This is a genomic window from Natronomonas sp., assembly GCF_036625485.1.
Lineage (GTDB): Archaea > Halobacteriota > Halobacteria > Halobacteriales > Haloarculaceae > Natronomonas.
Genome location: NZ_JAZKTR010000035.1, coordinates 1 through 18402 on the forward strand (window position 1 = coordinate 1; position 18402 = coordinate 18402).

Annotated in this window: 17 protein-coding genes and 1 pseudogene; 7 read left to right on the plus strand and 11 right to left on the minus strand. The window is 68.3% G+C overall.

Annotation, left to right across the window (positions count from 1 at the left end):
* Positions 1-69, plus strand: a pseudogene (locus V5A53_RS14560) (cold-shock protein); the annotation flags it as partial.
* Between the two features lie 106 nt (positions 70-175).
* On the opposite strand, the gene V5A53_RS05425 reads toward V5A53_RS14560, so the two are convergent.
* The 3 genes from V5A53_RS05425 to uvrB are packed head-to-tail and all read right to left on the minus strand — an operon-like array spanning position 176 to position 3492.
* A complete protein-coding gene (locus tag V5A53_RS05425) occupies positions 176-625 on the minus strand; it encodes a peroxiredoxin (RefSeq protein ID WP_332312558.1) in 450 nt (149 codons plus the stop codon).
* A 46-nt stretch (positions 626-671) separates the two neighbouring features.
* Positions 672-1388, minus strand: a complete 717-nt coding sequence (locus V5A53_RS05430; RefSeq protein ID WP_332312559.1) for a hypothetical protein — start codon at positions 1386-1388, stop codon at positions 672-674.
* A 52-nt stretch (positions 1389-1440) separates the two neighbouring features.
* Positions 1441-3492 carry an excinuclease ABC subunit UvrB gene (gene uvrB, locus V5A53_RS05435; RefSeq protein ID WP_332312560.1) on the minus strand — a complete coding sequence of 684 codons (2052 nt, stop codon included), beginning with the start codon at positions 3490-3492 and terminating at the stop codon, positions 1441-1443.
* A gap of 109 nt (positions 3493-3601) precedes the next feature.
* On the opposite strand from uvrB, the gene V5A53_RS05440 reads away from it, so the two are divergent.
* Positions 3602-3895, plus strand: a complete 294-nt coding sequence (locus tag V5A53_RS05440; protein WP_332312561.1) for an HVO_A0114 family putative DNA-binding protein — start codon at positions 3602-3604, stop codon at positions 3893-3895.
* On the opposite strand, the gene V5A53_RS05445 is transcribed toward V5A53_RS05440, so the two are convergent.
* Genes V5A53_RS05445 through V5A53_RS05455 form a run of 3 tightly spaced genes read right to left on the minus strand, consistent with a single transcriptional unit; the run spans position 3892 to position 6954 of the window.
* Complete coding sequence (locus V5A53_RS05445; protein ID WP_332312562.1) at positions 3892-4614, minus strand: CbtA family protein; 723 nt, start codon at positions 4612-4614, stop codon at positions 3892-3894. The genes V5A53_RS05440 and V5A53_RS05445 overlap by 4 nt on opposite strands.
* Positions 4614-4802 carry a CbtB domain-containing protein gene (locus V5A53_RS05450; RefSeq protein WP_332312563.1) on the minus strand — a complete coding sequence of 63 codons (189 nt, stop codon included), beginning with the start codon at positions 4800-4802 and terminating at the stop codon, positions 4614-4616. Before V5A53_RS05450 ends, V5A53_RS05445 begins: the two co-directional genes overlap by 1 nt.
* Before the next feature lie 40 nt (positions 4803-4842).
* Positions 4843-6954, minus strand: a complete 2112-nt coding sequence (locus tag V5A53_RS05455) for a VWA domain-containing protein (RefSeq protein ID WP_332312564.1) — start codon at positions 6952-6954, stop codon at positions 4843-4845.
* Positions 6955-6988: 34 nt separating this feature from the next.
* On the opposite strand from V5A53_RS05455, the gene cobN reads away from it, so the two are divergent.
* From cobN to V5A53_RS05470, 3 genes are read left to right on the plus strand one after another with little or no spacing between them, the layout of a single operon-like run.
* Positions 6989-10927: a cobaltochelatase subunit CobN gene (cobN, locus tag V5A53_RS05460; RefSeq protein WP_332312565.1), complete on the plus strand. Its 3939-nt coding sequence runs from the start codon at positions 6989-6991 to the stop codon at positions 10925-10927.
* On the plus strand, positions 10917-11606 hold the full coding sequence (locus V5A53_RS05465) for a precorrin-8X methylmutase (protein ID WP_332312566.1): 690 nt from the start codon (positions 10917-10919) through the stop codon (positions 11604-11606). The genes cobN and V5A53_RS05465 overlap by 11 nt, the downstream gene beginning before the upstream one ends.
* Complete coding sequence (locus V5A53_RS05470) at positions 11603-12355, plus strand: cobalt-precorrin-7 (C(5))-methyltransferase (protein ID WP_332312567.1); 753 nt, start codon at positions 11603-11605, stop codon at positions 12353-12355. Before V5A53_RS05465 ends, V5A53_RS05470 begins: the two co-directional genes overlap by 4 nt.
* A 9-nt stretch (positions 12356-12364) precedes the next feature.
* Here V5A53_RS05470 and V5A53_RS05475 read toward each other — a convergent pair whose 3' ends face one another.
* On the minus strand, positions 12365-13486 hold the full coding sequence (locus V5A53_RS05475) for a cyclase family protein (RefSeq protein ID WP_332312568.1): 1122 nt from the start codon (positions 13484-13486) through the stop codon (positions 12365-12367).
* 61 nt (positions 13487-13547) lie between these two features.
* A complete protein-coding gene (locus V5A53_RS05480) occupies positions 13548-14255 on the minus strand; it encodes a CbiX/SirB N-terminal domain-containing protein (RefSeq protein ID WP_332312569.1) in 708 nt (235 codons plus the stop codon).
* A 132-nt stretch (positions 14256-14387) separates the two neighbouring features.
* Here V5A53_RS05480 and V5A53_RS05485 point away from each other — a divergent pair, with 132 nt between their 5' ends.
* Both V5A53_RS05485 and V5A53_RS05490 read left to right on the plus strand, forming a co-directional pair.
* Entirely contained in the window at positions 14388-15422 is a 1035-nt protein-coding gene (locus V5A53_RS05485) for a nicotinate-nucleotide--dimethylbenzimidazole phosphoribosyltransferase (RefSeq protein ID WP_332312570.1), read from the plus strand.
* Positions 15419-16714 carry a cobyrinic acid a,c-diamide synthase gene (locus V5A53_RS05490; RefSeq protein ID WP_332312571.1) on the plus strand — a complete coding sequence of 432 codons (1296 nt, stop codon included), beginning with the start codon at positions 15419-15421 and terminating at the stop codon, positions 16712-16714. The genes V5A53_RS05485 and V5A53_RS05490 overlap by 4 nt, the downstream gene beginning before the upstream one ends.
* A gap of 15 nt (positions 16715-16729) precedes the next feature.
* Here V5A53_RS05490 and V5A53_RS05495 read toward each other — a convergent pair whose 3' ends face one another.
* The 3 genes from V5A53_RS05495 to larB form a co-directional block, all read right to left on the minus strand.
* Positions 16730-16990: a GIY-YIG nuclease family protein gene (locus V5A53_RS05495; RefSeq protein ID WP_332312572.1), complete on the minus strand. Its 261-nt coding sequence runs from the start codon at positions 16988-16990 to the stop codon at positions 16730-16732.
* Between the two features lie 61 nt (positions 16991-17051).
* A complete protein-coding gene (locus V5A53_RS14565; protein ID WP_442928602.1) occupies positions 17052-17198 on the minus strand; it encodes a DUF7563 family protein in 147 nt (48 codons plus the stop codon).
* 131 nt (positions 17199-17329) lie between these two features.
* Entirely contained in the window at positions 17330-18100 is a 771-nt protein-coding gene (gene larB / locus V5A53_RS05500; protein ID WP_332312573.1) for a nickel pincer cofactor biosynthesis protein LarB, read from the minus strand.
* Positions 18101-18402 lie beyond the last annotated feature (302 nt).

Consider the following 18402-nt stretch of genomic DNA (forward strand, 5'->3'; position numbering starts at 1 on the left):
CAGGAAGTCGAGTTCGACATCGAATCATCCCCCAAGGGACCCCGCGCGACGAACCTCGTCCGCAACTAATAACGAATTCCGTCCGTCGCTGATACCGATGGTCGCGATTCCGTTTTTCAGACGACTACACGCATAGCTGGAGCGCTCCCGTTTTCATGCGCTTTTCAGAGTCAGTTTATAAGGATACGAGACCGTCGTCGAGCATGTCCATCAGGACGTCTCGAGCGTGGCCGTCCGCCGAGACACCGGTGTAGACGCGCTGTATCTCGCCATCGGCCAGCACGAACGTCGTTCGCTCGGCGCGGCCGTCGTGGTCCCGCGGAACGCCGAAGGCGGCACAGAGGTCGCCGTCGGGGTCCGCCAGCAGGTCGTAGTCGATGCCCTCGCGCTCGGCGAACTCCCGGTGGGAGTCGACGTCGTCCGTCGAGACGCCGTAGACGGTCACGCCGGCGTCCGCGTAGGCACCGGCCTCGCGGGAGAACTGGTCGGCCTGCGTCGAACACCCGGGCGTGCCGTCCTCGACGTAGAAGTAGACGACCGTCGGGGCGTCGAAATCGGGAGCGACCGTCTCACCGTGCTGGTTCGGCGCGTCGATCTCGGGGGCTGGGTCGCCTGTCTCGAGCATGCCGGCCCTTCGATACGAGCGGGGTTAGGCATTCCCCACGGTGGTGCTACGGTACGTCCGCGCTCGCGTAGGCCTGCGCCCGCCATGCGGCATCGACGGCCGCAGAAACGACGACGCCGATGACGGCCAGACCGAGGGACAGCGACACCGCAGTCGAGAACGGCAGCGACGGGACGAGATAGCCACCGACACCGACGGCAGCGACCGCCACGGCCGTTCCACCGATACCTACGAGCAGGACACGCTCCCGTCCCGGTTCCGGCGGGAGGCGATTCGCGCGTTCGACGGCATGTGCGAGGTCGGTGGGGGAATCGAGCATGATCGCCGCCACGACGAACTTCTCACAACCGGCGGCGACCTCGTTTTGGCCCACATCGTTCTCCGAGCGCACGCGCTCGGCCACCGGGCCGATAGCGACGAGGGTCTTCAGCCAGCGAGCAAGCGGGATGACCGCGTTTCGGACCGCACGAAGCGACCCGACGAGAGTGGCGTTCCCCCCGCGGGCCTGTCGGCCGACCGCGTAGGCGACGCCCGCGCCGAAGGGGTACCACACGAGCGTCAGCAGGGCGACCAACAGGACGAGCGCGACGAGATAGATCAGTTGGCCGAACCCGCCGAGAAAGAGCGGATGAGCCGTGACCGCGCTCGCGCGAATAGCCATCGCCACTCGCCAGCCGACGGCGAAGACCGCCCCGACGGCGACTGCGCCGAGGAGCGTACAGCCGACGGCCGCCCGCGACCTCGAAAGCGCGCGCAGTCCCATACAGGCGTTCTACTCGGGTTGTCGGCAAAAAGCCCGTGGCGGTCGCGTTCGCTTAGAACTCGTCGTCCGGCGTCGGGACGCCCTCGTCGGGGTCGTCGAGTTCCTCGAAGGTCCCCCGGAGTTCGCGAATCCGGTCCCGAATGTCGGCAGCGAGTTCGAACTCGAGGTTCTCGGCGGCCTCCTGCATCCGGTCTTCGAGGCGTTCGATGAGTTCTTCGGCCTCGTCGAGGGAGTCGGCCTCGACGCCCGCGATGCCGTCCGTATCCGTCTCGGCGCCGGGCAGGTTGGTCTCGCCCACTTCCTTCTCGATGGTTCGCGGTTCGTGGCCGTGCTCCTCGTTGAACTCCCGCTGAATCCGGCGGCGACGGCGCGTCTCCTCGATGGCGGATCGCATCGAATCCGTCTCGTTGTCAGCGTAGAGAACGACTGTCCCGTTGACGTTTCGTGCCGCCCGGCCCATCGTCTGGACGAGCGTCGTCTCCGATCGGAGGAAGCCCTCCTGGTCGGCATCGAGGATGGCCACGAGCGACACTTCGGGGATGTCCAGTCCCTCCCGGAGGAGGTTGATGCCGACCAGCACCTGGATCTCGCCGAGGCGGAGCGACCGGATGAGTTCGTGACGTTCGAGGGTGTCCGTCTCGTCGTGCATGTAGGCGACGTCGACGCCGGCACCCTCCAGATACTCCGTGAGGTCCTCGGCCATTCGCTTTGTCAGGGTCGTCACCAGCACACGCTCGTCGTCGGGCGTGTTCTCGATGCGTTCGAGCACGTCCTCGACCTGTCCCTCCGCGGGCGCCACCTCGACTTCGGGGTCGACGAGGTAGGTGGGCCTGACGATCTGTTCGACGATCTGGGCGGAGTGTTCCCGCTCGTAATCGCCCGGCGTCGCCGAGACGTAGAGCGTGCGGTCCGTTTTCTCCTCGAACTCCTCGAATGTGAGGGGCCGGTTGTCGTAGGCCGTCGGCAGACGGAAGCCGTTCTCGACCAGCGAGTCCTTCCGGGATTTGTCGCCCTCGTACTGGCCCTTTATCTGCGGGATGGTCTGGTGGGACTCGTCGATGACCGTCAGGAAGTCGTCGGGGAAGTAGTCCAACAGCGTGTAGGGTGCCTCCCCCGACTCGCGGTCGGACATGTGGACCGAGTAGTTCTCGATGCCCGAGCAGTGGCCTGTCTCTCGGAGCATCTCGATGTCGAAGGTGGTCCGCTCCTCGATGCGCTGGGCGGCGACCATGTCGCCCTGCCGCTCGAAGTAGTTCACCCGCTGTTCCATCAGGTCCTCGATCTCCCCGATAGCGCGTTCGAGCCGCCCTTCGGGAATCGAGTAGTGTTCCGCCGGGTGGACGAGGGCGGCGGGTTCCTGGGAGACGACGTCGCCTTTCAGCACGTCGACCTTCATGATGCGGTCGATCTCGTCGCCCCACAGCTCCACGCGGAGGGCGTGGCGGCCGTACATGGGGTAGACCTCGACGGTGTCGCCGCGGACGCGGAAGGTGCCCTGCTGGAAGTCGACGTCGTTGCGCTCGTAGTTCAGGTCGACCAGCCGTTTCAGGAGGTCGTCACGGCCCATCTCGGCGCCCTGTTCCAGTCGCAGGGCCATGTTCTCGTAGTTCGCCGGGTCACCGAGGCCGTAGATGGCCGACACCGAGGCGACGACGATGACGTCATCGCGCGTCAGAAGGGAGCGCGTCGCCGAGTGGCGCAGACGCTCGATCTCCTCGTTGATGGACATGTCCTTGTCGATGTAGGTGTCCGTCTGCTCGACGTAGGCCTCGGGCTGGTAGTAGTCGTAGTAGGAGACGAAGTACTCGACGGCGTTGTTCGGGAAGAGGTTGCGGAACTCCTCGTAGAGCTGGGCGGCGAGCGTCTTGTTGTGGGCGAGGACGAGCGTCGGCTGCTGGAGCTCTTCGAGCATCCACGAGACGGTGTTGGTCTTGCCGGAGCCGGTCACGCCCAGCAGGGTCTGCTTTTCGCCCCCCTTCTCGTACCCCTCGACCAACTGCCGGATGGCGTCGGGTTGGTCGCCCGCGGGGTCGAACGGCGCGTCGACCTCCAGCGGGTTGTCGAGGTCGGGACGGTCAGGCTGGAGTGGCCCGGTATCGCTCATTACCCACACCTAGATGTGAGGCTACTTGAGGCGCACGCCAGTGGCCGTCCGCGAGGGAAGTGTTGTCCGTAACCACGTCATTATAAGAGGGCCGCTCGCACCCACGTCCATGACCGTCGAAGTACGCCTTATCGGCCCCGAGGGCACGGAGACTCGGGAGTTCGACGACGAGGCGGCCGACCGGCTGTGCCGGCCGACCAGTATCGAACTCCTCCGGACGTTGGCCCGCGAGGAGCCGACCAGCATCCGCGAGGCGGCCCGACTGGTCGACCGCGACGTCCGGCAGGTCCACGACAACCTCTGGAAGCTCGGGACGCTGGACCTGGTGGCGTTCGACCGGAGCGGCCAGTCACACCGGCCGTACGTCACCTACGAACGAATCGAAGTAGAAATCGACCTCTAGTCGGCGGCCGTCGGCTGGACCCGCGGTGCCGACGACGACTGACCACTTTTCAGGCGGGCGTGTGCGGCGGCGGTGATGCCCCACAGGCCGAGTTGCCCGACGGTGATAGCGCCGATATAGAGCGCCTCGAAGGACGCGGGGAGCACGCTCTCGTAGATCGGCGACGGTGCGACGATGACCGCCGCTCCGACGATCGTGGCGAAAACAGCGAGGCCAGCGATACCCGCGAGCGCGTTCCCGCGCCCGGAGAGGCGATGGAACGTCACGCCCGCCGCGAGACAGCCGACCGCGCCCGTCGCCATCAGGCCAACGTAGAGATAGCGACTCGTCCCGATGGCGAGACTCGTCTCGACGCCCGGCGCGGCCGGGGGCAACACGAGCCACGGAACCCCGGAGACGGTCAGGAAGCCGGCGAGTCCGAGCAGGTAACTCCCCCCGCGGTCCGGCAGCGCCGGTTCGACGAGGAAGGCGACGACGCCGAAGACGACGACCCCGAAAAGCAGGCCGAGGGCGACGCCGCTGCCGACCGAGATGGCCTGCATCAGCCCCTCACTGACGAGCGGTTCGGCGGCCTCGTGTGCGTGTTCGTGGGCGTGGCCCGCGTGAGCCAGCGCTTCGGCGTGTTCGACTAGCGGGTTGCCGACCAGCGCCATATAAAGGCCGTAGGCGCCGCCGCCGATAGCGCCCGCGAGCGCCCCACGCTGCAGATAGTCGTACATCAGTGACAGACCACGCCGGCGACGTGACGGCCGTTGTGCATCGCGTCGTGGACGAGGGGGTCACCCGAGAAGGCCAGCAGGAACAGCCCCAGCGTGATCGCGGCGAGGCCGAGCGCCAGCTGCGTCGGCGAGAGCGTCCCGACGGCGGTGTCGATACGGTCCGAAACGGTGTCGTTTGCGACCGACATTTTAAATCTACTTGCTTAAAGAACAAGCATACTTGTAAAACTATCGCCGCGCGTTGGCGACCGCCCGCTCGACGCGCTCGGGCGTCAACGCGTCCAGCGGCACGCGTTCGCCTTCGGTCGCCGCAACGACCTCCGACAGGAGCCCGCGCTCATCGCCCGCCTCGACGCAGACCACGCGGGCGCCCGTCTCCGCGAGCGCCTCGGCAGCGTGCCGGGTGTCAGCCGTCGGGTTCTCGGCCGCGTTGGCCCGACCGTCCGAAACGACGACGACCACCGCGGCCTCGGGGTCCGCGCGGTCGACGACCTCGGCGGCGCTTCGCAGGCCCGCCGGCAGGGGCGTCCGGTCGCCGGTCGGCAACTCCTTCAGGTGCCGCGCCGCGAGCGTCACGGAGTCGGTCGGCGGCAGCAGCACCTCGGCCCCGTCGCCCGCGAAGGCGACCACGGAGACGCTGTCGCGCTCGGTGTAGGCGTCCTCCAGTAAATCGAGCGTGACGCCCTTGGCCGCCCGCATCGCCGGCCGCATCGACGCGCTGGCGTCGACGGCGAAGACGACCAGCGCCTCGCCGTCGCCCGAGCGGACCGACCGCCGGAGATCGCGCGTCTCGACGCCGTCGGCGCCCCGACTCGCGGCCGCCCGGACGGAGGCGGCGGCGTCGACATCGTGGCCGTCCTCGGCCGGTTCCGTTCGGACGTGCGTGCCGCGGTTGCCTGCCGCGGGGGCTGCGGCCGCCCGACCCGCCCCTTCGGCGCTCTCGACGTCTGGCGCGTCGACGTCCGGCGAGACGGCGTCCGCGGGCGCCTCGCGCTTTTGACCCGGCACGAGCGGCGTCGCTTTCTCGGCGTCGCCGGAGTCGGTGTCGTCACCGTCGCCGGGTTCCGCCTCGGCAGTCTCGGCGTCGTCGGCCTCGCCCGACTGCGGGGCTGGCCGTTGTTCGGGGACCGGGGAGTCGCCGTCTTCCGAATCGTCGCCCGGGTCAGTACGGTCGGCATCGGATCCGTCGCCTTCCCCATCCTCCTGTTCGTCAGCCTCGGCGCCGGCTTCGCCGTCGGACTCGCGTTCCGGTTCGGCGCCGTTTTCGGGCCCCGAATCCCCGTCATCCGGTTCCGGCTCGTCGCCGTCGGCGTCCGTCTCCTCGCCATCTCCCTCCTCACCGTCGTCGAAGTGGTCGTCGATGATTTCGTCGGCGTCCGGAGCGTCCTCGAAGGGGCGCGATTGCATCCGGTGGGTCAGGGCGAGTTCGGCCGCGCGTTCGAGGTCGCCGTCGGTGACGGTCGGGCGACCCTCGAGCGCCGCCAGCGCGCGCGCCGCTCGGGCCGTCGCGATGTCGGCGCGGTGGCCCTCGACGCCCGCGTCCAGACAGAGTTCCGCGATGTCGCGCTTCTGGTCGTCGGTCAGTTCGACCGCGCCCAGCATCTCAAGGCCCCGTCGGAGGCGCTGGCGGTACGCGGCGGTGTCGTCGTCTCGACCCGAGTCGCCGAGGCTGTCGTCGATGATGGCGACCCGATCCTCGATCTCGCGCTCGCCCCGGACCTCGACGGAGAGGGCAAAGCGGTCCCGCAACTGCGGGCGGAGGTCGCCTTCCTCGGGGTTCATCGTCCCGACGAGGGTGAACTCGGCGGGGTGGGTGACGCTGACGCCGTCGCGTTCGACGCGGTTCTCGCCGGAGGCCGCAGCGTCCAGCAGGACGTCGACGAGGTGGTCCTCCAGCAGGTTCACCTCGTCGACGTAGAGGATGCCGCGGTTGGCGCGGGCCAGCAGTCCGGGGTCGAACTCCGCCTCGCCGGCCAGCGCATCCGAGACGGAGAGGGTGCCGACCACGCGCTCGCGGGTCGCCCCGAGCGGCAGCGTCACCAGCGGCACTGGGCGCGTCTCCACGGGCAGAAACGCGCGCTCGCGGCACTCCTCGCATTGCCGCGAGCGGTCGTCGGGCGGACAGCCGTAGGAGCAGTCCGCGACGGCGCGCTGGTCGCCCAGGAGGTCGGCCAACCCCCGGACCAGCGTGGACTTGGCGGTCCCCTTCTCGCCGGTGGCGAGCAGGCCGTCCAGGCCGTCGTCGGCCGCGACGGCCAGGAGCGCCTGCTTCAGTCGCTCCTGACCAACGACCGCGCCGAACGGCGTGGAAACGCTTTTGGTTTCGGCGAAATCAAACACACTTGTATTAGCACAACGCGAGTTTATCAATATTATGCCACGGATTGGACTCTACACCGCGACCGAAAACGAACTGGGCGCCCTGCAGCGCGCCGCCGCCGAGGTCGATTCCGACCTCGTCGTCCGCTCGGAGAGCGACCTCGACGAACCCGAGGACATCGAGGCGTTCTGCGACGAACTGGCCGACTGTGACGTCGTCGTCCTGTGGCTCCACGGCGCCGAGGACTCGATGCCCGGCTATGACCGCGCCATCGACGCATGCTACGAGGCGGGCGTCCCCGTCGTCGTGAAGGCGACCGGCGACGCCTTCGCCGTCGAGAACACGACAGTTCCCGGGAGCGTCCGCGAGACGGTCTGTGAGTACCTCGAGAAGGGTGGCAGCGCGAACCTCGCCAACGCCGTCCGGTATCTCGCCGACCGCTTTACGGCCGCCGAACCCGAGTACGACGACCCCGTCGACCTGCCGACCGAGGGCGTCTACCACCCCGACCACCCCGGCGCGTCCTACGAGAAACTGCGCGCGACGCTGGACCCGGACCGGCCGACCGTCGCCGTCTGGTTCTACGAATCCCACTGGACCCACGAGAACACCCGCTACGTCGACGCGCTGGTGCGGGCGATCGAGGCGGAGGGCGCCGACGCCCTGCCCGTCTTCTGTAACCCCGTCACCGACAGCGAAGAACAGGAAGACGCAGAGTGGGTCGTCGACAACTGGCTCACCTCCGACGATGGCGAACCGCTCGTCGACGCCGTCTGCTCGTCCTTTATGTTCTCGCTATCGATGTCCGAGCGCGGCCGGGATGCCAGCGACGAAGGCTCCGATGCAGAGGAGGTGTTCCTCAAGCGTCTCGGCGTGCCCGTCATCCAGACGGTAACGACGATGCGCTCGCGGTCGCGCTACCAGTCCAGCGACACAGGCGTCATGGGCTTCGAACTCGCCCTCTCCGTCGCGCTGCCGGAGTTCGACGGCAACGTCATCACACATCCCATCTCAGGCAAGGAGCGTACCGACGACGAAGCGGGCATCGGCAGCGCGCCGAAACAGCACTTCCCCATCGAGGACCGCGTCGACCACGCCGCCTCGCTGGTCGTCAACTGGGCGAACCTGCGTTACACGCCCAACGACGAGAAGAACGTCGCCGTCGTCCTCCACAACTACCCGCCGAGCGACGACGGCATCGGCACCGCCTTCGGCCTCGATTCGCCGGAATCGACGGTCAATCTGCTCGATGAACTGCGCGCGCGAGAGTACGATCTCGGCGGGCAGTTCCCCGACTCGGGCCAAGACCTCATCGAGACGCTCACGTCGCAACTCACGCTGGACGACCGCTGGGTCGCCCCCGAGGACGTCCGCGAGCGCTCGGTCGACGTCGTCTCCTCCGAGCAGTACGACGAGTGGTGGGCCGACGCCGACCCCGAGTTCCGCGAGAACGTCGTCGAGGAGTGGGGAGAGGCGCCCGACCGGCCCTTCGCCATCCCGGGCGCGGAGTTCGGCAACGTCCTCGTGACGGTCCAGCCGCCGCGCGGGTTCGGCATGGACCCCTCGAAGGTCTACCACGACTCGGACCTCCAGCCGCCGCACGACTACTACGCCTTCTACGCGTGGCTCCGCCACGACTTCGAGGCCGACGCCGTCGTCCACCTCGGCACCCACGGCTCCCTGGAGTGGCTCCCCGGCAAGACGGTCGGCCTCGACGGCGAGTCCGCGCCCGACGCGCTCGTCTCGGACCTGCCGAACGTCTATCCCTACATCATCAACAACCCCGGCGAGGGCACGCAGGCGAAGCGGCGCTCCTACGCCGCGGTCGTCGACTACCTCACGCCGCCGATGGCCAACGCCGGCACCTACGACGAACTCGCCGAGCTCGAAGAGCTGGCCGACCAGTACCGCGAGGCCGGCAGCGAGGCCGGCGAGACCGTCGAGCGCCTCCTCCGGGAGAAAGTCGACGAACTCGACCTCGCGGTCGAACTCGGCATCGCGGGCGAGATCGATGAGCAGGCAGACGTACGCGGCCCCGACGAGGCCGGCACGACGCTGGCCGAAGGAGAGGTTGTGGGCGACGAGGTCGACATCGACGAACTCGTCGAACGCGTCCACGCCTACCTCACCGACGTGAAGTCGACCCAGATTCGGATGGGCCTGCACACGATGAGCGAACCGCCGGATGGCGACTCGCTCGTGGAGTATCTCGTCGCGCTGACCCGCCTCGAGAACCCCGGCGCGCCGTCGCTGCGGGAGTCGGTCGCGGGTGTGCTGGGCGTCGACTACCAGAAAATGCTCGACTCGCCCGGCGAGTACGACGAGACGCTCGGGATGACCTACTCGCAGGCCGCCGACGCGGTCCACGAGATGAGCGTCGAACTCGTGGCGACGCTCGCGGAGTACGGCTTCGATCTGCCCGAATCGGAGCGCGAGGCGCAACGCGCCTCGGAACGAGCGAGCGGGCGAAGCCCGCGAGCAGACGCCGGCCCCGACGACGAAGTCAACATGAACCTGCTCGTCGTCGACATCGATCCGCTCGGTGACGCCCGCGTTCAGGGCGGCGCCCACGACGACCTCCGGGAGGTGCTGGCCTACATCTGCGAGGAGGCCGCCCCGCGCGTGCTGGAGGCCGAAGACGAGATTCCGCAGACCGCGGATGCCCTGAACGGCGAGTACGTCCCGCCGGGCGGAAGCGGCGCGCCGACCCGCGGCGGCGTCGACCTCCTGCCGACCGGCCGGAACTTCTACACGCTGGACCCCCGGAAGGTTCCCGCGAAATCGGCGTGGGAGGTCGGCCGTGAGGTGGCCGACGGCACGCTCGAACGCCATCACGACGAACACGGCGAGTATCCGGAGGAAATCGGCGTCGTCGCGTGGGGGACACCGACCGTCCGGACGCGCGGTGAGACCATCGCACAGGTGCTTGCGCTGATGGGCGTCGAACCGGTCTGGACCGACGCCGGCCGTATCGACGACGTGGAACCGATTCCGCTCGAGGAGCTGGGACGTCCGCGCGTCGACGCGACGACGCGCGTCTCGGGACTGTTCCGGGACGCCTTCCCGCAGGCGGCGGGCGTCGTCCACGACGCCGTCGAGGCCGTCGTCGACCTCGACGAAAGCCACGAAGAGAACTTCGTCAAAAAGCACGTCGAGGAGGAGGTCGAACAGCTGGAAGCCGAAGGGCTGGAGCCCGAGGAGGCCCGCGATGCCGCGATGCCACGCGTCTTCACGACCCGGCCGGGCGGCTACGGCGCGGGGACGAACAAGGCCGTCGACGAGGGCAACTGGGAGGACCGCGCCGATCTGGCTGAGGTCTACGTCCAGTGGGGCGGCTACGCGATGGGTTCGCGGGGCCGCGTCAGCGAGGACCGCGACGCCTTCCGCCGACGGCTCGGCAGCGTCGACGCGACAGTCAAAATCGAGGACACGATGGAACAGGACGAGTTCGACTCCTCGGACTGGTATGCCTTCCACGGCGGCTTCATCACCGCCGTCTCGGAGGTCTCCGGCGAGGAACCCGCCTCCTACGTCGGCGACTCCTCGGACCCCGACAACGTCGACGTCTACACCAACGAGGAGAAGGTCCGCAAGGCGATGCGCGCCCGCGTGCTGAACCCCGAGTGGCTCGATTCGATGGAAGAACACGGCTACAAGGGCGCTGGCGACCTCTCTCAGACGGTCGACGTGACGCTCGGGTGGGACGCCACCACCGGCGTCGTCAGCGACACGCTGTGGAACGAGGTCGCCGAGACGTACGCCTTCGACGAGGACCGACAGGAGTGGATGCGCGAGGTGAACCCGTGGGCCCTGGAGTCCATCACGGACACCCTGCTGGAGGCCATCGAGCGCGGCCTCTGGGACGCCGACGACGATATCGAGGAGCGCCTGCAGGACCTCAACCTGCGCGTGGATGGGGACCTGGAGGAACGAGCGACTGATGCTGGTCGTGGCGATGGGGCCGCTGGGGAGGTGGCAAGCGATGACGACTGACTCTGATTTCGAGGAGTACGCCGACCTCGGCGCCACCACCTCCGACGCGATGGAGATCGCCGAGACGAGCATGGACCGCGTCCACGAGATCGTCCCGCAGGAGACGCTGGCCGACCGCGTTCGCGCGAAGTCGGTCCATGCCACCGGCGACCCCGAGTTCCAGCACCTGATGCGGTTTACGGGCGCCGACGAATCGGAACCGCTCCGTGCCGGCGCCCGCGCCGTGCTCGACGAGCAACCCATCGTCACGGACATCACGATGGTCAAATCAGGAATCACGGGGCGTGGCCACGATTGTGAGGTGCGGAAGGCCATCGGCAACGGCGCGGAACTGGCCACCGAGACGGGAATGACCCGGACCGCGGCGTCCGTCCTCGAACTCGACAAGGAAGGCGTCTACGACGGCGCCATCGCGACTGTCGGCAACGCGCCGACGGCCGCCCTCGCACTCGCGGACTGCATCGAGCAGGGCACCCGTCCTGCCGTCGTCGTCGCAACGCCCGTCGGGTTCGTGAAGGCCGCTGAGAGCCGCAAACGTCTCCGGGAGGTCTGTGACGAATACGGCGTCCCGGCCATCACGAACGTCGGCCGACGCGGCGGGAGCGGCCTCGCCGCGGGCCTGACGAACGAACTGATCCACGTGGTGAGTGACGTGCGAGATGGCGAGGTAGACCTGTGACCGACCCGGTCGATTTCCCCGACGAACCCGCCGAATTCGCGGCGAGCGCACCCGAAACGGGGGGCGAAAGCCCGGTCTATGCGGTCGGTATCGGCCCCGGAAACACCGAGTTCCTCACACGCCGCGGTGCCCGGGCGATCGGTGCAGCCGACGTCGTCGCCGGCTTCGAGACGGTCGTCGATTTCGTCCGCCAGGAGATTGAGGGTGAAGCACTGACCTGCGGCTACCGCGACGAACCCGACGTACTCGCGAGGTTCGCCGAGCGTGTGGCCGACGGCGCGAGGGGAACGGCCGTCCTGATGGGCGATCCGAACCACTCGGGCTACCAGTTCGTTGGGAAAGTCGAGGCGGCCATCGAGGCCGCCGGCGTCGACCGACCCGTCGAGGTGATTCCCGGCATCTCGTCGCTCCAGATAGCCGCCAGCCGCGCCCGGACGCCGATGGAGGAGACGACCTTCGTCACCCTACATAAGAGCGGCCCCATCGAGGGCGACCTCCAGCGGCTAGAGCGGGACGTCGGCGAGCGCAACCTGCTCGTGCTGCCGCGGCCCTACGACTGGATGCCCGAGCGCATCGCCCATCGGCTCCTCGAATCGGGCGCGCCGGACTGCGAGGCGCTGGTGCTGGAACGGCTGACCCACGCCGACGAGTCGATTACGCACACGTCGCTGTCGGAACTGGCGGCCGACATCGATTCGAAGGGAGAAACCGCCTTTTCGGACCTCTCGGTGCTGGCCGTCCGTCGGTAGCCAGGTCGCTTATTCCTCGGTCGCCTTCAACACGAGCGGGTTCAGCGGCCCGCCGGTCGCACGCTGGACGTGCAGCGGGGCGGCGGTAAAGAGGAAGTCGTAGACCTCGTCGTCGGCGCAGGCCCTCGCGAGGTCGTCGAGCCACAGCATCTCCACGAGCGGCAGCCCGAGGTTTCGGAGGAAGGCCCCGTGCAGCGGCAGGACGTACGTCTCGCCGTCGATGCGCTGGGTAACGCGTTCGATAGCGACGTTGTCGGCACCCACGGCGGCGATGTCGTGGTCGTGGACCCACTCGACCAGTTCCTCGCTGAAGACGAGTCCGGGTTCGTCGGTCGGGTGCCAGTCCGCGTCGGGGTCGCGGGTGCGCGCCATCGCGCCCGTGCGGACGAGGAGGATATCTCGTTCCCGAATCTCGATTCCCTGTGCCTCGGCGGTCACCTGCAAATCGTCGAGGCTGATTTCGGTCCCCATCGGCAGCCGGTCGCCCTCGCTTCCGCCGGTGTAACGGCCCACGTCGAGCAGGACGCCCCGACCGGCGACCCCTGAACCCGCCAATGGAGCCACCGAAAGGCGGCCATGCCCACGGGTCTCGGTCACCTCTCCACCGATGCCCTCGACGGGCGTCTCGAACCGCTTTTCGACGGCCGTCTCGGCGGCGTCGACGCCGTTGTAGAGTTCGTCGCCGTACCACGCGTGGCCCAGCGCGTCCATGTGCGTGGTCCCCTGTAGATAGAAGGGCGTCTCGAAGCGGTCGTCGGAGAACTTCATGCCCGCGCTGGCTTGCTGGTCGCCCTCGCGGTAGGCCCGTTCGTCGGAGACGTTGGTCCGGCGGGCGACCTCGCGGCCGGGGAAGCCGGGGTCGCCCGTGCCGCCGTCCTCGGAGATAGCCTCGCCTGTCAGGGGCAGACCGAGCGTGAACCGCTCGACTGCGTCCTCGCCGTTTTTAAGCGCGGCGTTCATGCCGGCCGCCGCTTCGCGACTGCCGAGCAGGTTGAGCGTCCCGCGTTCGTCGTCGTCACCCCAGCGACCCCAGTTATCGGGCAGGCCGTCGAGCAGGTCGGCAACGTCGGGCGTGGTACCACCGTCTGCGAGCGCGCGGTCGGCACAGGCCGCACAGTTCGGCTGGTGCATGCTCTCGACGAGAGGAGGCGGCGAAAAATAGCTGCCGGCGGCCGGGAAATCGCGGGAAGGGTCAGTTCCCACCGTCGGTGGCGACCGGCTGGACGGCGGCGGTGCCGGCCTCGATGGCGCGGGCCTTCGACAGTTCGGCCTCGATGGCGTCGGTGACGGCCTCGTGGTCGCCGAGCGGATCGGCGTAGGCGAGGCCGCCGCGGTCGAGTTCGAGTTTCTCGGGGAGGGCCTCCTCGGTCTCCTCGCAGGCGGCGACGAAGAATGGGACGGCGACGGCTCGCTCGCCGCCGAGGTTGTAACGGACGCATTCGGCGGCGGGGTTCTGCAGCAGGTAGGCGGTCGTCACCTCGCCGTAGCCGGTGTTCTCCCGCAGGCGGGCGGCGTGTTTCTCGGCCGTGCGCCGGGCATCGTCCATCGACGTGTCGCCGAAGGCGACCAGCGCGACGGAGGCGTCTTCGCCCGGGTCGACGGTTTCGCGGGCGCGGTCGGCGAGCGCGCGCGTGACGGCCGCGCTGGTGCCGACGGGTTCACAGTGGCGAGCGGCCGGCAGCGCGCCCGGAATCCCGCGGGTGGTATCGCGGTCCGGCGCGACAGCCATCGGGACGACGTAGGTGTCGGCGTCGGCCTCGAAATCCAGTTCCGACGGCTCCCGGTCGTAGGTACCGACCCGAACCCGGTCGGCGACGCCGCGGTCCCGCAAGCGCGCCGCGTGCCGTTTTGCCGTCTCTCGCGTGTGTTCCCGGCCGACGAGTAGGAGTGTATCCGTCATGGATGTTTAATCAAATTTAGTTGTATTAGCGCAAATCGGCTTGTACCACGCTGGGACGCCATCGGATAAATAGATTACGGCGCTCGCGGGCAACCCGCAAACTCAAGTAGGCTTGCACGAAAACCAATCATAGTGACTCGACTCGTCCTGTGTGCCGGTTCGACGCGGACCGCCGCCATCGACGGCATCAGCGCCGCCGGTGCCGACGCCGACCTGATGGCACATACCCCGAGCGCGGACGCCGAGATTCTGACCTACGGCGCGCCGGTCCGGGCGCCCGTCGTCCCCGTCTCCCCGACCGGATGTCCGACACCTGCCGTCATCACCCGCGCGGTCGTCGACCGCCTCGGCATCGACACCACCATCGTCGATGGCGGTCTCGCGGAACCGACCGGTGCGCCGACCGTCACCGTCGGCGCCCGCGTCGGTGACGACATCCGCGAACGCGACCCCGTCTCCTCCGCGCCGGGCGCCTTCGCCGCCGCCCGCCAGTTCGGCCGAAAACTGCCAGACGACGAACTCTTCATCGCCGAAACGGTGCCCGGCGGCACGACCACCGCCCTCGGCGTCCTCACCGCCCTCGGCGAGGCCGGGATTCTTGGCCGTGATGACGGAGCCGTCTCTTCGTCGCTGCCCGAGAACCCCCTCGATCTGAAGCGTCGCGTGGTCGGCGAGGCGCTGGAAGCCTCGTCACTTTCTCCCGGCGACGCCGCCGACGAACCCCTCGTCGCGCTCCGGCGGGCCGGCGACCCCGTGTTGGCCGTCGTCGCCGGCATCGCCGCGGGCGCACTCGAAACGGATACCGCCGTCACCCTCGCCGGCGGGACGCAACTGGTCGCCGCCGCCGCGTGTCTCCGCCACCGCGGCTACGAGGGGCCGCTCGGATTGGCGACGACCTCCTTCCTCGATGCCGACCCCGCCGTCGACCTCGACCGCGCGGCCGCCGAACTGGGCCTCTCGGTGACGGTCACCGACCCCGGGTTCACCGACGACCACCCCGCGATGGCCGCCTACGAGCGCGGCGAGGCCAAGGAAGGCGCCGGCATGGGCGGCGCGCTCGCCTTGGCCGACCGGGCGAACCTGCCGATGGCCGACGTGCGCGCCGGATTGCAGGAGGTCTACGACGACCTACTCGCCGACGCTGACGAGCAGGCCCCCGAGCCATGAAGGGCCTCGTCCTCGCCGGAACCGCCTCGGGCGTCGGCAAGACCGTCGCCTCGCTCGCCGTGCTTCGTGGCCTCCAGCGTGCCGGCTACGATCCCCAGCCAGCCAAAGCGGGGCCGGACTTCATCGACCCGAGCCACCACGCCGTCGTCTGTGACCGTCCCTCCCGGTCGCTGGACCCGTGGCTCTGCGGTGAGGAGGGCTGTCGACGTAACTACTGGCGCGGCGACGGCGACGTCTGCGTCGCCGAGGGGATGATGGGCCTCTATGACGGCACGAACTCGACGGCCTACGTCGCCGAGACGCTCGACCTTCCCGTTGTCCTCGTCGTCGACGCTAAAGCGGGCATGGAAAGCGTTGCAGCACAGGCGCTCGGCTTCCAGGAGTACGCCGCGGAAGCCGACCGGGACATCGACGTGGTCGGCGTCCTCGCCCAACGCGCCCACGGCGGCCGCCACGCGGAGGGGATCCGCGAGGCACTCCCCGACGACCTGGCGTATTTCGGCCGAGTTCCACCCCTATCGGGCCTCGATATCCCCGAACGTCACCTCGGCCTCCATATGGGCGAGGAGGACCCAATCGACATCGAGACGCTGGACGAGGCCAGCGAGCACGTCCGGGTCGAACGGCTGGTCGATGCGGCCGAAGAACCGCCGCGACCCGACCCAGAACCGGAGCGGGCGAAAACCGACGCCACCGTCGCTATCGCCGACGATGCCGCGTTCTGTTTTAAATACCCGGCCACCGTCGAGCGGCTCCGCGAACGGGCCGACGTAGTGACGTTCTCACCCGTCGAAGGCGACCCCGTGCCGGACTGCGACGGCGTCTACCTCCCCGGCGGCTATCCGGAACTCCACGGTGCCGAACTGGCTGCGGGCGGGACGCTGGATGATTTAAAAGCGCGCGCGACCGACGGCCTGCCCGTCTTCGGCGAGTGTGGCGGGCTGATGGCCCTCTGTGAGACCCTGACCGACACCGACGGCGAGACACACGAGATGGCCGGCATCCTCCCCGCCGACGTCGAGATGTGCGACCGATATCAGGCGTTAGATCACGTCGAACTGGCCGCTCGCGACGAGGGACCGCTGGCCGATTCGGGGGAGACCGTCCGCGGCCACGAGTTCCACTACTCGAAGACCGATATCGCCACCGACGCCACCTTCGCCTTCGACGTGAAACGAGGGGACGGTATCGCGGACGAAAGGGACGGCCTCACCGAATACCGGACGCTCGGCACCTACGCGCACTTCCACGCCGAATCCGGCGTCTTCGATAGGTTCGTCGAATCGCTGTGATCGAAGGGGTCCCCCTCACTCCCACAGGCCGACCAGCCGCTCCTTTTCGGTCCGCGAGAGCCCTTTGATCTCGTATTCGCGGCTCATCGCGGCGGATTTCGACTCGAAGGATTCCGTATGGACCACCTCGACGGGTGTCCGCCCGCGGGTGTATTTGGCGCCATCGCCCGCCTCGTGTTCGCGGACGCGGCGCTCGACGTCAGTTGTGTAGCCCGTATAGAGCGACCCGTCGGCACACTCCAGCACGTAGACGTAATGGGTATTGCTCGCGGTCACGGCTCAGCAGTAAAACGAGGGCACCCTGTGTTTAACACACAGTTCTACGGCCGCACGGCCGTTATTCGTACGCACGCTCTCGGGACACTTCGGCGATGCCGGCGTTCGCAGAGCAGTTCGGACACGCATGGACGTGCCCACCTTCGTCCGCGAACACTCGGGCGAACCGATCCGAGATGTGCGCATCACAGTGGTCACACCTGGGCATTCTGGCCGCCGACGCGGGTATTCCTTGTCGGCACTTGTAGTAGGGGGTCGAGACATTAATACCCTCGGTAAGGGGAAACATGGTTCTCGGGGGCGTGGCTCCCGGTTTGAAGCCGTTTCCTCATCGTGGGGTCACTCCTCGGCTCGGGCCGCCGAGACGGACCGAGCGATGAGGCCCGCCTGCGCGCCCGCGGCGAACCCGGCGTCGATGTTGACCGCCATGATCGGCGTACAGGACTGTAACATCCCGGCTAACGCCGCCTCGCCGTCGCCGCCGTGGCCGTACCCCGAGGAGACCGGCAGGCCGACGAGCGGCACGTCGACGAGGCCGGCGATGACCGTCGGCAGGGCACCCTCCCGGCCCGCGGCGACGACGAGGGCGTCGACCCCCCGAATCGCGTCGATGTTGTCGAACATACGGGCGATGCCCGCCACGCCGACGTCGACGATTCGCTCGACGGTCGCACCCATCTCTTCGGCGACGACGGCGGCCTCGCCGGCCGCCTCGGCGTCGACCGTGCCGGCGGTGACGACCCCGACGGTCGCATCGAGGTCCGGCGGGTCGTAATCGGGAGCGTGGACGACGAGTGTTCGGGCCCGTTCGTCGTGGTCGATATCCGCGTCGGGGAACTCGTCGGCCAGAAGCGATCGACAGGCGTCGGTGCTATCGATGTCCGTCCGGGTCACGAGGGCGCTGCCGGTCGTTTCGACGGCCGTGACGGTCATCGCCGCGACCTCGGCGGGCGTCTTGCCTTCGGCGAAGATCGCCTCCGGAATCCCCGTCCGGGCCTCTCGAGCCGCGTCGAACCGACCGGCCTCGGTCCGGGCGTAGCCCCGGAGTTCGGCCTCGGCCTCCGTCGGCGAGAGTTCGCCGTCGGCGACCGCGTCGAGTATCTCGCGCATACCCCGACGTTCGACTCGATGGCAAGGAACCTGTCGGGTCACGACCGCGCGCGAGCGGTTCAGCCCCGACATCGCCGCAAGCCGCGACGAACGCCTTCGGATACCCGGCCACAAACTGTAAATAAAGGAACGCGTCGTGAGCGGAATTCCTCCCGGTTTTTCACGGCTAAACGGCCGTTAGAAGCGGCGAAACCGCTCGCGATTGGGAACTTATATAAAGTACCCCGGACAAACCCGGTCTGTATGGCAGACCTGATCGTCAAAGCCGCTGTGAAGGAAGCGCTCGATGACATGAACGTTGC

What these genes read in the sequence shown, in the direction of transcription:
- V5A53_RS05430 (WP_332312559.1), bottom strand. Translation starts at nt 1,388, where the DNA reads ATGGGACTGCGCGCGCTTTCGAGGTCGCGGGCGGCCGTCGGCTGTACG.
- cobN (WP_332312565.1), top strand. Translation starts at nt 6,989, where the DNA reads ATGCCACGGATTGGACTCTACACCGCGACCGAAAACGAACTGGGCGCC.
- V5A53_RS05425 (WP_332312558.1), bottom strand. Translation starts at nt 625, where the DNA reads ATGCTCGAGACAGGCGACCCAGCCCCCGAGATCGACGCGCCGAACCAG.
- V5A53_RS05445 (WP_332312562.1), bottom strand. Translation starts at nt 4,614, where the DNA reads ATGTACGACTATCTGCAGCGTGGGGCGCTCGCGGGCGCTATCGGCGGC.
- V5A53_RS05450 (WP_332312563.1), bottom strand. Translation starts at nt 4,802, where the DNA reads ATGTCGGTCGCAAACGACACCGTTTCGGACCGTATCGACACCGCCGTC.
- V5A53_RS14565 (WP_442928602.1), bottom strand. Translation starts at nt 17,198, where the DNA reads ATGCCCAGGTGTGACCACTGTGATGCGCACATCTCGGATCGGTTCGCC.
- V5A53_RS05465 (WP_332312566.1), top strand. Translation starts at nt 10,917, where the DNA reads ATGACGACTGACTCTGATTTCGAGGAGTACGCCGACCTCGGCGCCACC.
- V5A53_RS05480 (WP_332312569.1), bottom strand. Translation starts at nt 14,255, where the DNA reads ATGACGGATACACTCCTACTCGTCGGCCGGGAACACACGCGAGAGACG.
- uvrB (WP_332312560.1), bottom strand. Translation starts at nt 3,492, where the DNA reads ATGAGCGATACCGGGCCACTCCAGCCTGACCGTCCCGACCTCGACAAC.
- larB (WP_332312573.1), bottom strand. Translation starts at nt 18,100, where the DNA reads ATGCGCGAGATACTCGACGCGGTCGCCGACGGCGAACTCTCGCCGACG.
- V5A53_RS05475 (WP_332312568.1), bottom strand. Translation starts at nt 13,486, where the DNA reads ATGCACCAGCCGAACTGTGCGGCCTGTGCCGACCGCGCGCTCGCAGAC.
- V5A53_RS05440 (WP_332312561.1), top strand. Translation starts at nt 3,602, where the DNA reads ATGACCGTCGAAGTACGCCTTATCGGCCCCGAGGGCACGGAGACTCGG.
- V5A53_RS05490 (WP_332312571.1), top strand. Translation starts at nt 15,419, where the DNA reads ATGAAGGGCCTCGTCCTCGCCGGAACCGCCTCGGGCGTCGGCAAGACC.